The following is a 14,959-nucleotide window of genomic DNA, read 5'->3' on the forward strand; positions in this document are numbered from 1 at the left end:
TACTTTTCTCTCTAAAACAGAGTTATTTTGCTGCTACGATAACACAGGTAAAACATGATGAACCAAAATCAACACCCGGCCCACCCCATCGCGCGACGCTGGTTTCTGCAACAATGCGGCGTCGGCGTAGGAGCCATCGCCCTGCAGCAGATGTTACAGGAATCCGGCTACGCGGCTCCCGCAAAAACCGGTGATATTGAAGATCCCTTAGCGCCCCGGCAGCCGCACCACGCCCCCAAAGCGAAGAATATTATCTTCCTGTTTATGGGCGGAGGCCCCAGCCATCTGGAACTGTTCGATAACAAACCGGTCTTGGGGAAATTTGACGGCAAATTGCCCCCCGAAGAACTCCTCAAAGGCTATCGAGCCGCGTTTATCAATCCCAACTCGAAATTTCTGGGCCCCAAATTCAAATTTGCAAAACACGGCAAATGCGGTGCGGAACTCTCGGAGATCCTGCCGCATCTGTCCGAAGTCGTTGACGATCTCGCCATCGTCAAAAGTATGAAAACCGACGCCTTCAACCATGCCCCGGCTCAGATTCAGGCATTAACCGGCTCACAGCTCTTCGGCAAACCCAGCCTGGGTGCCTGGACCATCTATGGACTGGGCAGCGAATCCAAAAACCTGCCGGGCTTTGTTGTTTTCAGTTCCGGTAATAAAGGCCCCAGTGGCGGAAGTTCCTGCTGGGGTAGCGGCTTTCTGCCCACGGTACATCAGGGTGTCATGTTCCGCGGCGGCCAGGAGCCCGTACTCTACCTCAAAAACCCTCCCGGTGTCTCTGATCAATTACAGCGTGATTCACTCGATACCTTAAAAGCCTTGAACCAGAATCATCTGGAGCAGGTTGGCGATCCCGAAATTGCGACCCGGATCAATTCCTTCGAAATGGCGTATCGCATGCAATCCAGTGCCCCGGATGTGATGGATATTACCCAGGAAACAAAACAGACCCTCGAAATGTACGGTGCCGAGCCCGGTAAAAGTTCATTCGCCAATAACTGTCTGCTCGCCCGCCGACTCGTCGAACGTGGCGTACGCTGCATCCAGCTATTCCATGAATCCTGGGACCAGCACGGTGGTCTTGTGGGTGGCTTGAAAAATAACTGCAAAGCCACCGATCAGGCTTCCGCAGCGTTGATCAAAGACCTCAAACAACGGGGCATGCTCAAAGATACGCTCGTGGTCTGGGGCGGCGAATTCGGACGAACGCCCATGGTGCAGGGGGGCAACGACGGTCGGGATCATCACCCCAATGCCTTTACCATGTGGCTGGCTGGCGGCGGCATTAAAGGGGGCACGACCATCGGCCGGTCTGATGATTTCGGTTTCAATGTCATCGAAGACGAAGTTCCTGTCTACGATTTGCATGCCACGATTCTGCATCTGCTCGGCTTAAATCCCGAACGACTCTCGTTCCGCTTCCAGGGGCTCGACCAACGCCTGATCGGTGTCAATCCGGCGAAACTCGTCAAGAAGATCCTGGCCTGATTATTCAGATCTGAAAAAAAGAAAACCCCTTGTGCGAACACGCAAGGGGTTTTTGTTTTCTAGTTTTATGCTTGCTTTAAGCAGCAATTTCCTGCTCGAATTGTCGAACGGGGGCATCGTTCAGACGATTCAGGAATCCGTTGTGTTGTTGATCAAACAGTCGTTGCAGACCATCATCCAGCATCGGCATCGAAATGCTCAGAGCACGACGAATTTTGCGTGTGTGTAAGGAGGTCTCACCATTAGCAAAACCGGTGGTACGTTCATTGAGCACATTCGCACGCGGTAACACAGGAACGGTTAATCCAAATGTCGCCGCCAGTCGTTGTACGAATTCAACAGGGCTGATTCGCTCGCCGCCTGCCACATGGAAGATGCCCGTCAGTCGTTCCTGATAGGCATGTTCAATAATTGCAGCCAGATCCGTCGCTAACAGCGGAGTCGCATGGCGATAACAATCGAGCTTTGAATAGGTGCCTGCTTCCAAACTTTGTACCAGCTTCTCAAGCTCACCTGCCCCGTAAGTCGCCGGGGTCCAGCCAAAGACATTCGTTCTGATAATCAGTGTATTATCACACAGGCTGACTTCGCGTTCGATGGCGCGAATCATTTCTGCCTGCTCGCTTTCACACACTCCGGAACAATCCTCTTCATGGAACATCCAGGGGCCGGTAAAAATAGCATCAGAAGAGATGTGTGTAAAACGGGCCGAATGCAATTCCGCAGCATTCACCCAATTCCGTACTGCCACGACAGGATCGTTCTTGTAGATTTTGTCAGGATCGATCGACCAGGCAGAGTTGGCAGCAACGCCGCAATAAACGACCCACTGCGGACGAACCAGAGACAACCAATGCTCGGCTGTCTCGACATCATCTTCCAGATAAGTATGAGTTTCGCATCCCTGGATGGAAACCGGTGTCGTTGAAGTTAATCCTACAACCCGATATCGACTGGATAAGCAGGTTGCAATATTTGCTCCGGCAACCGTATCAAGTCCAATAACCAGAACTGTTTCCACGCCGCGCCTCCATGCTATGACGTTGTTGTTATATCAGTCAGTACATTGTTCTTACTCTGAATTTCCAAATCGTACTTCTATTCTTTTCGACAGAAATACGATTCCGAAATCAAACTCACAAAACAATCCCTTTGTTTCGTGAGGGGCGGATTATAGTTGGCATTCCTGATTTTCACCAACCCCAATTTTAAAGAGAATTTCATAACCCCGTTTCGGCTTGAAATTCAGATCCGATTCCACTCGCTTCACCTATAATACTTTACCCATATCAAGTATCTGGATAGCTGGGCAGCAGCGATTCATCCTCAAAATCCGCTCCTGTGAGAACTGAAACCAGAAATTTTTTTTGAAAAAACCAAAGCAAATTGGAAAAAAGATTAAAGGTTTGTCGCTTTTTTTTATTTCATTGCCTTTCTTTCGTATTGACCTGCCTTTTGAAAAGCAATATCTTCCCGCCTCACATTAGTGATCTCTGCGCCTGATCCACAGGCCTGTCACTCACCTCCCACACTGATTACCCGTCATACTGATTGATTCAATTTACCTTTCGTGTTGAAACAGCAGTGATTCCTTTCGTACGAAACGTAATCACACACTGATACAATTCCTTCTCATAAAGACTTTTCAGAAAATGTCCGTTTCGCGTCATTTACCGGAATACCCGATTCTTTTAGCAGGGGTTGCTACGCCTGTCGTAAACGGATTGCGCGAAATGGGGCTGCCGGTCACTGAACTCCATGAAGAACTGGCCCAGCTTGCCGGCTATCAGCCATCGAACTGGAACCTGTTACTGGTCGGAGCACAGAAAACATTCAATGCACAGGATTTACAGACTCTCTCTCACTGTCAAATCCCGATCATTGATCTCTCTGAATTCACCAGTGAAGCGGCCGTCGGACGTACGAAAAATGAATTGGGAACGAAATCCAATACTGGCAGCGAACAGTTCAACTCGGCCTTTGTGAATCAACTCAAAGAAAGAGTACAGCAGACTGGCGGCGCCTGGATTCGATTGGCAGATTATCCCTATCCATATCAGGGAGTCATTTGTTATGGCGAATCGGCTTTAGGAAAAGAATTTCGAGAATTTTCCAATGTCATGAGTCCGCTGACGGTTCCTCTGGAAATGTTGCATTTAAAGGCGGAGTATGACTGGCAGGGAAAATCGGACAGCCAGACACAACGCAAATTACGCGTCGAACTGGTCAGCAGATACCGACAGGGACTGCCGATTTCATTACCGTCGGTTCCTTCACGAGAAGAACTCAACCAGCTATTCCAGAAAATCAACCTGGATCGCAAACAGATTCCGCTGGTCTGGATCACCTCACTGGAAACATTTTTCCGCTGGTGGAATTTAAGGCGTCAGCTCTCAGTGAGTATCAGCCATTCAGCCACTGGTTGGGAAACGATCATTTCAGGAAACATCCAGGGATTTCACCCCGGACTGCAAATCTGGAAAGGTCGCCATTCCGCGACGGTCTCACTCTCGTTGGGCGTGAATGAAATCAGAGACGAATCAATTGCGTTTGCTGCGAATCCGGAAAGACACCCCGGAGGATTTACTGCACACTGGGCTGGCGTGAATTCCAGCCTGTTTCCCATCGACTTTAAGAAACCAGCGACCTCGGTCGCTTCGTAATACCACTAACTATTCCACATCTCAGATTAATTCTCAGCGATTGAATTTTTCGATCGCGACATTGTAGTAGAAAAGGATTGTTCTAATGAAACGCTTTGGTTTAATGATGCTGGGTCTTGCGTTAATTTCCCTGACAACAGGTTGTCAATGCGGACGTTACGGCAGCTGCGGAAGCTGTAATTATGGTCCCACAATGGCACCAGCCCCGTTTGGCGGTGGCGGATGCTCTTCAGGAAATTGTGGCGTTGGTGCTCCAACCTATTCACCACAGGGAGCTTACAACACATACGATACCTATCAGTCAACAGCAAGCGCTCCTGTCATTCAAGGAAGTGTTCCGACCACCGCTGCTGCACCACTTGACCCGCTTCCCATGTATTAATCGGAATACTTGAGAAGGTCTCTTTTATCGTTTTCTTGTCGTCTCGGCCTGGTTCAGGCCGATGGGATAAACAGACGTTTTCCCGGCTTGATTTCAGTAAAATTACTGCAACAATGCTATTGTACGCAGACGTATGGATTGTATCTCCCGTTCAGCCCTGATATACAGGTAATAACGTCGTCTGGTTTCTCTCCTGCGCGAACAGTTCGGTAGGACAGACGAGTGTATTATTTGAGACCTTTACCTGAGTATCATACCCCGCCGGGTATCTGTAATTATGGCTGCTTTACAAATCGTTAACTTTCCTCATCCTGCACTCCGCTGGAAATCCAAACTCATCAAAAGTATCTCGCCGGAACTGCGTGATACCGTGAAAACCATGTTTGAGTTGATGTACGAAGCGCGGGGCATCGGTTTAGCCGCCAATCAGGTCGCACTACCGTATCGTCTGTTTGTGATTAACCTGACATCCGATCCAAATGAAACCGAAGAAGAATTCGTATTCATCAATCCGGAAATCACGAAACGCAAAGGGACTACGGAAGGCGAAGAAGGCTGCCTGAGCCTGCCTCAGGTGTATGGAGACGTGAAACGATCCGAAGAGATCACCGTCGAAGCCTATGATCTGGAAGGTCAGTTGTTCGAAATCACACTGGATGATCTTGCCGCCCGTGCCGTCCAGCACGAACTCGATCACCTCGATGGCATCATGTTTCCAGACCGAATGGTGGAAGCCAAACGTGTCGAACTGGACGCACTCATCGCTGATTTCGAATCAGAATTTCGACACAAACAGGAATCCGGCGAATACCCGTCTGACGAGGAACTTCGCAAACAACTGCAACAGCTTGAAGACGCACTGGGATAAATTGAATCGCGCACTCTGACTGGCTCGCCGTTCGAGATGTCCAAAAAACGCTTCGCCCTCCACAACAGTTTGATACAATACCCCGGTTGCCTGCGACGAAATTAAATTGTCCATCGCCCGCCTTGAGGAGACTCCGCCGTGCCTTTAAAAGTTGTCATGATGGGAACCGGCACCTTCGCCATTCCCGCATTTCAGGCGCTGATAAATTCGGAACATCAGGTACTCGGATTATATACTCAGCCCGATCGAACAGGCCGCGGCCATCATCGGCACAAAAACCCCATGAAAGAACTGGCACTTGAACAGGGAATTCCGGTGTTTCAGCCTCCCAAAATCAATACGCCCGAATCGCTGGATGAATTACGGCAGCTTGACGCGGATGTGTTTCTAGTCGCCGCTTATGGACAGATTCTCTCACAAGAACTTCTGGACATCCCGAAATACGGGGCCTTCAACCTGCACGCCTCTCTGCTGCCGAAATACCGTGGGGCTGCCCCCATTCTGTACGCCATTCGGAACGGGGAAACCAAAACCGGCGTTTCTCTATTTCGCATCGAACGTGCACTCGACTCCGGTCCGGTCGCCGCGATGGTCGAAACCAGCATCGGCCCCAAAGAAACCACGGGAGAAATCCAGGACAGACTGGCCGATCTCGCCGCCCCGCTGGCGCTGCAGGTACTCCAGGAAATTGAGCAGGGTACTCTGCAAGAAACACCACAAGATCATACTGAAGCAACCTTTGCGCCCACGCTCGACAAACAGGAAGGTGCCATCGACTGGAGCCAGAGTGCATCACAAATCGCGTGTCACATCCGTGCAATGCAGCCTTGGCCCAACCCGTTCTCATTTCTCCACCAGTCAGAACAGGAACCCCTGAGATTACTGATTTTGGATGTAGAAATACTCAACACAGAGCAAATAGACTCTCTGAATCTCGACCAGGGACTTCAGAATTCTGCCCCAGGCACTGTAATCTTCGCCAACACGAAACGAGTCCTCATCAACACAGGCGAGGGAGTTCTAGAACTAAAACAGATCCAACCTCAGGGAAAGCGGCCCATGCAAACCAGCCAGTTTTTGTGTGGCAGGAAAATCCACTCCAGCGACCGCTTTGGAAACCAACCTTCAGAGCAAGGGTAAGTGAACACTAAGCCACTCCCAAATCAGCAACTTCACTCTTGCCGCATTTTCCTGTTTCTGAGATGATCCCGCCCCTGAACTGAGGCGATACAGTATTAATAAACACAAGGAAGTGAATTAGATGCGCCGAATTATCGCGGCTCTAATCTTCATGATGATTGGAGCCGGAGGCATGTATGCCGCGTTTGAATTTCATGTTGTTCAATCCAAGGAAGGTTGGCTCTTCATCCCCAAGTCACAAGCCGGCCTGCACGATACTTACGCCGACATCAGAAACTGGAAAGCAACCACCTGGAAGAGCCATCCCAAATTAGCGCAATCCCTGGTTGATAACGGCAAAGGAAATCTCATTATTCAATCAGCGTCGAAAGGATTTTTCGACGGCCTGTTTCAGAGTGCCCCTAAAAAACGTTCTGCTGAAAATAAACAGACTCCAACCCGACGATATTAAATCAAACTCTTAAATTTGAGTTCCATCAACGCGCAAATAGAGTACGACCTCAAACTGTGAAACGACAAGCAACCAACAGTCCGAACCGGACCTCCAACAGGAAGTCTCAGCCAATGCTCAAAGCACTGACTTTGAGTCTCTGTCTGTTGTTATGCCTGCTGTTGACTCAAGGTTGCCGTAGTGCTGCCAAAAATCAAACAGTGCATCTGCCGGCCCGGCATAGCGTGAGTGCAGAACAACTCATCGTGCTGAGTGACTTCAAACTCGGGCAGGACCATGAGCTGTTTCAGGATCTGATCAAGCTACGTGAAGATGTCGCCGCCACGTTGAATATTCCACTCAACAGCGAACAGGTCACCGTCTACCTCTTCACCAATCAGGAAGAATATCGCAATTATCTGGATACAACCTATCCGGGTCTGCCTCCCCGCCGTGCCTACTTCGTGGGAACGCCCAAGGAATTAGCAGTCTACACATTTTGGGGTGAACGCATTCAGGAAGACCTGCGGCACGAATTCACGCACGGTCTGCTTCATGCCAGCTTGAAAACCGTTCCCTTATGGCTTGATGAAGGACTGGCAGAATACTTTGAAGTCGCCGGCAATACGCCCGGACAAGTTAATCGCGATCATGCTTCGCGGCTTTCCACCGCACTGAATAACGGCTGGAAACCCGATATGAAACGACTCGAACAACTCGAAAAAGTTTCTCAGATGCAGCGGGTCGATTACCAGGAAGCCTGGGCCTGGGTGCACTTCATGTTGAACAGCACACCGGAAACGCGAGACACACTGCTCGAATATCTGGCAGAACTGAAAACCAACAACAACCCCGAAGAACTCAGCGCACGACTGCCCCGCGATATCCCGGGCGTTGACCAGCGGTTTGTGAACTACGTCGCCTCGTTGAACACGTTCCCCTCGCGCTAAGTCGCATCATCTTTCCCGCAGCGTGCTAACAGTTTCGCGCCCTGCTGACTTGGGCGATGTCTGCCAATCAGCTAAGATGCAGCAGTTAAGTATGCCCTCAACTGGACGACGTCCCCGTGATACTGGATAAATGAGATGCTGGCCCGACTGCGCCTGTTGCTGGAACTGATTCGATTCAGCCATACCATTTTTGCACTCCCGTTTGCACTGCTCTCTGCAGTGCTGGCCTGGCGCGGCCAAACGGTTCGCTGGCAGGAACTGGTCGGCATCCTGCTCTGCATGCTCTTTGCCCGCTCCGCTGCGATGGCATTTAACCGACTCGTTGATCGGGATATCGACGCCCAGAACCCCCGCACCCAAGGCCGACACATCCCCGCCGGTCTGATCAGCGTCCGCACGGTATTCTTTTTTACTCTGCTGACATCGCTGGCATTCATCGCCTCGACGCTTTTGTTCTTGCCCAATCGCTGGCCCCTGTATCTGTCCGTTCCGGTCCTGCTGTTTCTGCTCGGCTATTCCTACGCAAAACGCTTTACAATCTGGTGCCATTACTGGCTTTCCGCTGCTTTGATGCTCTCGCCGCTGGCCGCCTGGATCGCCATCCGCGGCAGTCTCTCACTGGAACCGGTTCTGCTGGGGCTGGTCGTTTTTTTCTGGGTCGGTGGGTTCGACATTATTTACGCGTGTCAGGATGTCCATTTCGATCAGGAAACCCGGCTCTCCAGCATTCCTTCACGCTGGGGCATCAGAAAAGCACTCCGCTTCGCCATGCTCAGCCACGCGTTGACCATAGTCTGCCTGTTCAGCCTGTGGTACGTCGCAGCACTGGGAATTCCCTTTCTGATTGCGGTCCTCGCTGTCGCGGGACTGTTGATTTACGAACACCTGCTGGTCAATCCCGATGATCTGGGACGCGTCAATCTCGCGTTTTTTCATGTGAACGCCGTCATCAGTATTGGTTTGTTCTTTGTGGGATTGATCGATGTCTGGCTCGCATAAGCGGGCCTGAATCGTAATAATGAACGGTGTCTCCCGTTGCGTCCTCTTTAGGCTCGCAACGAACTCATTTGAACACCTGAATAAGCAATAAAGAATCAACAGTCAGTCTGATGAATCTGAATCAAACCGAACAACAACAGTTGGATCTCATTACCCGCAAAGTCGAAGCCGGCGAACGCATCAGTTTTGATGAAGGCGTTTTTCTGGATGAGAAAGTCGATATTCTGACGCTGGGCGGACTGGCCAATCAGATTCGCGAACGCAAAAACGGCAACTTTGCGTTTTATAATACCAACATCCATTTGAACCCGACCAACGTCTGCGTCTATCGCTGCAAGTTCTGTGCATTCCGGGCCGACCTGAAATCACCCCGCGGCTACACTTTCACTGACGATATGATCCGCGAACGTGTTCAGGAAGCCCGCGCCACGGGTGCAACGGAAATTCACGTCGTGGGAGGCCTGCACCACCAGAAAAAGTTTGACTGGTATTTGAATGTGGTTCGCGTGATTCATGAAGAATATCCCGAGCTGCACATCAAAGCCTGGACGCCCGTGGAAATCAACTGGTTCAGCTTTATGACCAAAAAACCGACACGCTGGGTTCTGGAGCAGATGATGGAAGCCGGCCTATCCAGTATGCCCGGCGGAGGGGCGGAAATCTTCCACCCCGAAGTGCGTGAGCAGATTTGCGAGCACAAGGCCGACTCAGAAACCTGGTTTGAAGTGCATCGCGAAGCCCACAACCTCGGCCTGCGAAGTAACGCCACCATTCTCTATGGCCACTATGAACAGGCAAAACACCGCATTGATCACCTTTGCCGCTTGCGAGAATTACAGGACGAAACCGGCGGCTTCCAGACATTCATTCCTCTGGCATTCCATCCGGAAAATACAGGCATGTCAGAAATCCATAAACCATCGGGACTGATGGACCTGAAAGTGATTGCCCTGTCACGCATCATGCTCGATAACTTTGACCACATCAAAGCCTACTGGATCATGCTCGGCGAAAAGACCGCACAGACAGCACTGAGCTTCGGAGCCGACGACCTGGACGGGACCGTGGTTCATGAACTGATCTACCACGACGCCGGGGCCAAAACGCCTGAAGGCTTAACAGTCGAACAATTACACCGTCTGATCAACGAAGCCGGCCGGATTCCCGTTGAACGCGACACACTCTATCGACATATCGTCAGAGAGGGCGCTGACTGGAGCGTAGGCGAACCAATTCTGACCTCCGCCGCTTCGTGAGTGATTGATTTCAAAACAGGAGAGACCCACTATGACCGATTCTGCCGTTACTGACTCGATTCAGGTCCAGTCGTTTGACCACATCACACTGGTCGTGAAAGATCTGGAAGCCTCCCGTCAGTTCTACGTTGATTTCCTGGGAATGGAACATGTTCCTCGACCGGGGTTCTCATTTGAAGGGCACTGGTTTCAAATCGGAGATCAGCAGATTCACCTGATCCTCGAACACGATCAATCAGGAAAAGCCGGGAATCTCGACCCTGATCAGAACACGCGCACCCATCATTTTGCGTTTCAAGTCAACGATGCAAAACAAGCCTACGAGAAAGCCGTCAGTCGGGGAATTCCCATCGTTTCGCCTCCCAAATCGCGGCCCGATGGTGCCACCCAAACCTTTGTGAATGACCCGGACGGCCACATTATCGAGCTCTGCTCACTCTCATGAGCCCCCAAACCTGCTCCGGATATCAGCATTTTAACGGTTTTTCAGGTATTCGTTCAGCAGGGCACAGAGCCAGGAAAAGTTAACCACTCACAAGCAGCAGAATCGACTGGAAATTCCACCAGATGATACGGTATACTTAAAAAAGAGTCTTCATTGGCTCTGTTTTTAAGAATTTGCAGCTCAGACTGACTTCCAACAACCATACCGCTTTAAGAACGAGTAGAGAGGGACAGGGATCGCAATGACGGATGCACCCAAAAAAATGATCATGGGCTCAATGGCCGTTTCCGGACTGGTGGCTGTTCTCGCTCTGGTGGATATCATTATTGGCATCCCGTTCCGAGGCAGCACGATGATGGATATCATGTTTCTCATCTCAGCCGCTCTGGTTCTGTTTCTCTGCTGGGATGCCTGGAAAGACCTGCGATAAGCGCAAATCAGGCACGTCTCAAGCTTCTGAATCAAGCTCCGTTTCCGGAGTATCTGTTTCCACTTGCTGATCCACAAACTCATCCATTTGTGTATCAGATAACGCTTCGATTGGTGAATCAATCGGTTTGGGTTTGGATAATAATGCCGCCTCATCGACCATCTCTTCATTCCCGGTCAGATCAGTCAACTGCTGTAGCAGTTCACGAATAATCAGTTCAGCATGCACTTTTTCCTGCAGCCAAGTTTCCCGATTCTGATCCCAGGCCGCATCCCGAATCGACATCTGCTCTGCTTCAAATCGCAACTGTTCGCTGCGCAATCGTAATTGTTCGTCGCGCTCGGCAATCCATTCAGAAAGATCCTGACGCTCCTGTCGAAATTCATCACGATGGCGATGAAATACTTCTTGAGAATGATCCAGTTCCTGCCGTTCCACCGAGAGAGATTCACGTAACTGACGGTAATGCGTAGCCAGAGCATCTCTGGCTTTCTCCAATCGCTCGCGAGCCGCTTCTTCACCTTCCACCTGAGTCAGTTGTGCCCAACCTTCCTCAAGAGCCAGACGCATTTCCAAGGTACCGCGATGCGTCTCTTCCACTTCAGCCCTTAATGTATCCAATCGTTCGCGACGGCGTTCCAGATTTTCAGCATGCAATGCTAACATGTCTTGCTGACGACGCAGTTCAGCCTTTTGTGCGTCGCGGTCTTTTTTCCAGGACTCATATTCTTGCGTCATCCGCTGCGCCTGATTCAGTTCCTGGCGTTCGACCTTACGCCGCAGTTCTAAATGCAACGTCCGTTCACGACTCAAAGACTCTTCGCGCTGATGTAATAAGTCCCGGAACCGATCAAGCTGTTTCATTCGCAACAGATGAATCCGTTCGTTCTGTTCGTGCTGCTGTTGCTGGATCTGCTGCTGCCGCTGGAATTCATGCTGTTCCTGCTCGACCTGCTTTCTCAACCGCAGCAGGTGATTCTCCTGAAACTTGATTCGGTTCTCGATCAGCGTACGCTTCTGTTCAAACTGTTCTTCCCGGGAACTGTATTCGCGCTGCAGGTCCTCGCGCTGAATTGTCAGCTGGTGTTCGATCTCTTCAGAACGAATTACAAAGTCTCGCTTTTGCGATTCCAGCGATTCCAGCTCTGCCTGTTTTTTTGACTCCCACTCCGCTTTTTGTGTTTTCAGCTCCAGCTCAAATTTCTCTTTGCGAGAAGCGAGTTCTTCTTCTACTTTTCGAATCGCGGTTTCATGAATCTCACGTTCTCGTTTCAGATGGTCCAACTCGGTCTGCTTCACGCCCCGCCACTCTTCCTGAGCGTGTTCCAGGTCGCGCCGCTGATCAGACAGTGAAGACAGAACATCCTCACGAATTCGGTCCCGTTCCTGATTTAAGTCCAGACGCTGACGCTCCAGGGCTTCCCGCTGCTGGGCAAATTCAATCAGAATCTGATCTCGCATTTCACTGCGTTCCAGCTCCAGCGCATCCTGAGCATCGAAGACTTTCTCCTGCTCGTGCTGCACAGTTTTCGCCAGCTTTTCGCACTCCACCGCTTTGCGAATTAACTCTGTTTCTTTCTCGCGTACGCTGGCTTCGCGTTCGTCATACTGCTCCTCAATCTGACCGACCCACATCCGAATTTTGCGTCGCTCATTATCAAGCTCACTCAATTGACTGTTCAGCGTCTGCTCTCGACGGCTGATTTCAGCAAACTGCGATTTCAGATAATTGGCAATTTCACCCGCCTGCGATAACAGCTCAGCGCCCGTTAAAGAAGCACCTGATTCCGTCGCCCCTTGTGTCTGCGTTTCGGCAGCAACCGCTGCAAAAGAGAGACTTTCTTCAAGCGCTGCCTGCTTCTGCGCACTGAAAGACGAAGCTTCATTCTGTGGAATGGGTGCCTGCGAAGTGTGGGGAGCGTCAGCCCGGCGTTCGACGCCTTGGGGACTGGAAAGCGGCTGAGAGCCAGATAAATCGTCGCTCGACGGTCGGATACCCGCAAACGGAGAAGGGGACTCTATTTTCTGCTCAGGCTTGGTTTCATCGCTCATGCCGGGATTCCTTTCCCTGAAAAGCGTCTCGCTTTGTCGTCTGCCGCAAGCACAAAAATGAGGAATCCCATTCCTCAAAATCACTTCGCACTTGAGTTCAAACGAATCAGTTAAACGTTAAAAAGGGCAGAGAAGGATTGAAGACCATCCTCTGCCCACTATTTATTCAAATCACAATTTCAATTGCGATTATAACTGGCTGTCAAGAGATGCAGAAAAGCGTTCTTTGGGAGTCACACCCACGAACGTTTCAACAACTTGGCCATTTTTGTAAAGCATCACGGTGGGAATGGCGCTGATGTTATTGGAGGAAGCCACGCCCGGATTTTCATCCGTGTTCAACTTTCCCACACGAACCCGGCCTGAATAATCGCTGGCAATTTCTTCGATGGTCGGCATCATCATTTTACAAGGACCACACCAGGGAGCCCAAAAATCAACTAAAACTGGTTCCGACGCTTCAATTACTTCAGATTGGAAATTCGCATCAGTGAATTCCAGGACATTTTCAGCCATTACTGGTTGTCTCCGTTACAATTGGATTCGATATACTCGATTGAAAAAAGCAGAGAAAATCGCTTCGACTACCCTGCAATGACATCGGTTCCCTATTCCAGGATCGCGCTAACCCAATGGAAATCAAGAACAAAATTGCTTCGCTTCTCATTGCAATTGTAGAGAATTATAGAGATCCTGTATATTGTGTCAATGCTCTCTACGAAGCGGCAAATGACAAAAACTCTTATGAAATAAGGGATTACGCCACGCGGTACATCGCGCATCGAAATATTTTAAACTCGACAAACTGAGTCTCTCTCGACAAAATAGGGACACCACACAATTGTCATAATCGTCTTATATTAAAGAACTTAATGACAGAACCTCTGGGAGCGGATTATGCACTCGTACATCAAATCTCTGTTACTGGCAGCACTCATCAGCGCCCTCGCTCCCATTCCAGCACACGCCGACGAGGCAACCGAAGACCCTTTTAAGCCTTTTCCGGATCAACTCGCCCCCTCGCTGTTTAATGAAGTTGAAGATAAATACCAGTTCGGCATCCGGGCCGAGGAAAAAGCACTCTACTACGACGTCCTCAAGCATCTCCGCGAAACCAGTCTGGAAGACCAGAAACAGGCCGCCCAGTTCAACCTGCAACAAAGACGCGCAGAACTCAAAACCTTTAAAGAGCATCCCAATTTGAAATTCCCGGTCTTTCCGGATCTCTTTAAAAACAGTGATCGCTATAAAGGCAGGCTGGTCACCTTAACCGGACGGGTACGCAAGCTGATTCATTATCCGGCCGAAAAAAATGAGTATGGCATCAAAACACTTTACGAAGCCTGGCTGTTTACCGACGACTCACAACAAAACCCGACTGTCGTCATCTGCACCGAAGTGCCCCCCGCACTGAAAGACGGACTGCCCAAAGGGACCGATGTCATCGATCACGTTTCCATCACCGGCTACCTCTTCAAAATGTACGTTTATAATGCCCAGGATACGACACGGGTTGCTCCCTTAATTTTAGCGAAACAACTCGAATGGAATCCCCCGGTCGTTGATGAACAAGGCAGTCAACTCTTCTCTCAAATCCTGGCGGGTACGCTGATCATCCTGATTGCCGGCGTTGCCTTCGCGATGTGGAAAGCCAGTCAGAAAGATAAACAGTTCAGAGAGTCACGCTTGCAAACCAGCGAAGAACAAGTCAGTTTCAACCAACTGGAGTCACAGTCCGCTCCCTCTCAATCAAAATCAAAGCCATTGGCGGAATCCAAATCAGAACCAAAAACAGAATCGAAGCCAGAACCCAAAACCGACGACAAAACGCCGGAATAAACGTCCTCTTTAAA

General features: G+C 50.3%; 15 protein-coding genes. 12 read left to right on the top strand and 3 right to left on the bottom strand.

Features of this window, described 5'->3' with window-relative positions; translation table 11 throughout:
- Positions 1-57 precede the first annotated feature (57 nt).
- On the top strand, positions 58-1,491 hold the full coding sequence (locus tag Pan241w_RS23825; protein ID WP_145223492.1) for a DUF1501 domain-containing protein: 1,434 nt from the start codon (positions 58-60) through the stop codon (positions 1,489-1,491).
- Between the two features lie 76 nt (positions 1,492-1,567).
- On the opposite strand, the gene Pan241w_RS23830 is transcribed toward Pan241w_RS23825, so the two are convergent.
- A complete protein-coding gene (locus Pan241w_RS23830) occupies positions 1,568-2,512 on the bottom strand; it encodes a sugar nucleotide-binding protein (protein WP_198000111.1) in 945 nt (314 codons plus the stop codon).
- 631 nt (positions 2,513-3,143) lie between these two features.
- Between Pan241w_RS23830 and Pan241w_RS23835 the strand changes: the two genes are divergently transcribed.
- The 10 genes from Pan241w_RS23835 (at position 3,144) to Pan241w_RS23880 (ending at position 11,054) form a co-directional block, all read left to right on the top strand.
- Positions 3,144-4,154: a hypothetical protein gene (locus Pan241w_RS23835; RefSeq protein WP_145220654.1), complete on the top strand. Its 1,011-nt coding sequence runs from the start codon at positions 3,144-3,146 to the stop codon at positions 4,152-4,154.
- Positions 4,155-4,239: 85 nt separating this feature from the next.
- Positions 4,240-4,536: a hypothetical protein gene (locus Pan241w_RS23840; protein WP_145220656.1), complete on the top strand. Its 297-nt coding sequence runs from the start codon at positions 4,240-4,242 to the stop codon at positions 4,534-4,536.
- A 277-nt stretch (positions 4,537-4,813) separates the two neighbouring features.
- Positions 4,814-5,404, top strand: a complete 591-nt coding sequence (gene def, locus Pan241w_RS23845; protein WP_145220658.1) for a peptide deformylase — start codon at positions 4,814-4,816, stop codon at positions 5,402-5,404.
- A 138-nt stretch (positions 5,405-5,542) separates the two neighbouring features.
- On the top strand, positions 5,543-6,544 hold the full coding sequence (fmt, locus tag Pan241w_RS23850; protein ID WP_145220660.1) for a methionyl-tRNA formyltransferase: 1,002 nt from the start codon (positions 5,543-5,545) through the stop codon (positions 6,542-6,544).
- Between the two features lie 121 nt (positions 6,545-6,665).
- Positions 6,666-6,995 (top strand): hypothetical protein, encoded by a 330-nt coding sequence (locus Pan241w_RS23855; protein ID WP_145220663.1) that lies wholly within the window; start codon positions 6,666-6,668, stop codon positions 6,993-6,995.
- A 113-nt stretch (positions 6,996-7,108) separates the two neighbouring features.
- Complete coding sequence (locus Pan241w_RS23860) at positions 7,109-7,924, top strand: DUF1570 domain-containing protein (protein ID WP_145220665.1); 816 nt, start codon at positions 7,109-7,111, stop codon at positions 7,922-7,924.
- A 135-nt stretch (positions 7,925-8,059) separates the two neighbouring features.
- Positions 8,060-8,923 (top strand): UbiA-like polyprenyltransferase, encoded by an 864-nt coding sequence (locus tag Pan241w_RS23865; protein WP_145220666.1) that lies wholly within the window; start codon positions 8,060-8,062, stop codon positions 8,921-8,923.
- Positions 8,924-9,033: 110 nt separating this feature from the next.
- Positions 9,034-10,179: an aminofutalosine synthase MqnE gene (gene mqnE / locus Pan241w_RS23870; RefSeq protein WP_145220669.1), complete on the top strand. Its 1,146-nt coding sequence runs from the start codon at positions 9,034-9,036 to the stop codon at positions 10,177-10,179.
- A gap of 31 nt (positions 10,180-10,210) precedes the next feature.
- The gene (locus tag Pan241w_RS23875) at positions 10,211-10,624 is read left to right on the top strand and encodes a VOC family protein (RefSeq protein ID WP_145220671.1); all 414 of its coding nucleotides are present in this window, start codon (positions 10,211-10,213) and stop codon (positions 10,622-10,624) included.
- 241 nt (positions 10,625-10,865) lie between these two features.
- On the top strand, positions 10,866-11,054 hold the full coding sequence (locus tag Pan241w_RS23880; protein WP_145220672.1) for a hypothetical protein: 189 nt from the start codon (positions 10,866-10,868) through the stop codon (positions 11,052-11,054).
- 18 nt (positions 11,055-11,072) lie between these two features.
- Here the strand turns inward: Pan241w_RS23880 and Pan241w_RS23885 are convergent, their stop codons facing one another.
- Entirely contained in the window at positions 11,073-13,106 is a 2,034-nt protein-coding gene (locus Pan241w_RS23885) for a coiled-coil domain-containing protein (protein WP_145220674.1), read from the bottom strand.
- 189 nt (positions 13,107-13,295) lie between these two features.
- Complete coding sequence (trxA, locus tag Pan241w_RS23890) at positions 13,296-13,622, bottom strand: thioredoxin (protein WP_145220676.1); 327 nt, start codon at positions 13,620-13,622, stop codon at positions 13,296-13,298.
- Positions 13,623-14,003: 381 nt separating this feature from the next.
- On the opposite strand from trxA, the gene Pan241w_RS23895 reads away from it, so the two are divergent.
- The gene (locus Pan241w_RS23895; RefSeq protein ID WP_145220678.1) at positions 14,004-14,945 is read left to right on the top strand and encodes a hypothetical protein; all 942 of its coding nucleotides are present in this window, start codon (positions 14,004-14,006) and stop codon (positions 14,943-14,945) included.
- Positions 14,946-14,959: the final 14 nt, after the last annotated feature.

This window comes from Gimesia alba, assembly GCF_007744675.1.
GTDB lineage: Bacteria > Planctomycetota > Planctomycetia > Planctomycetales > Planctomycetaceae > Gimesia > Gimesia alba.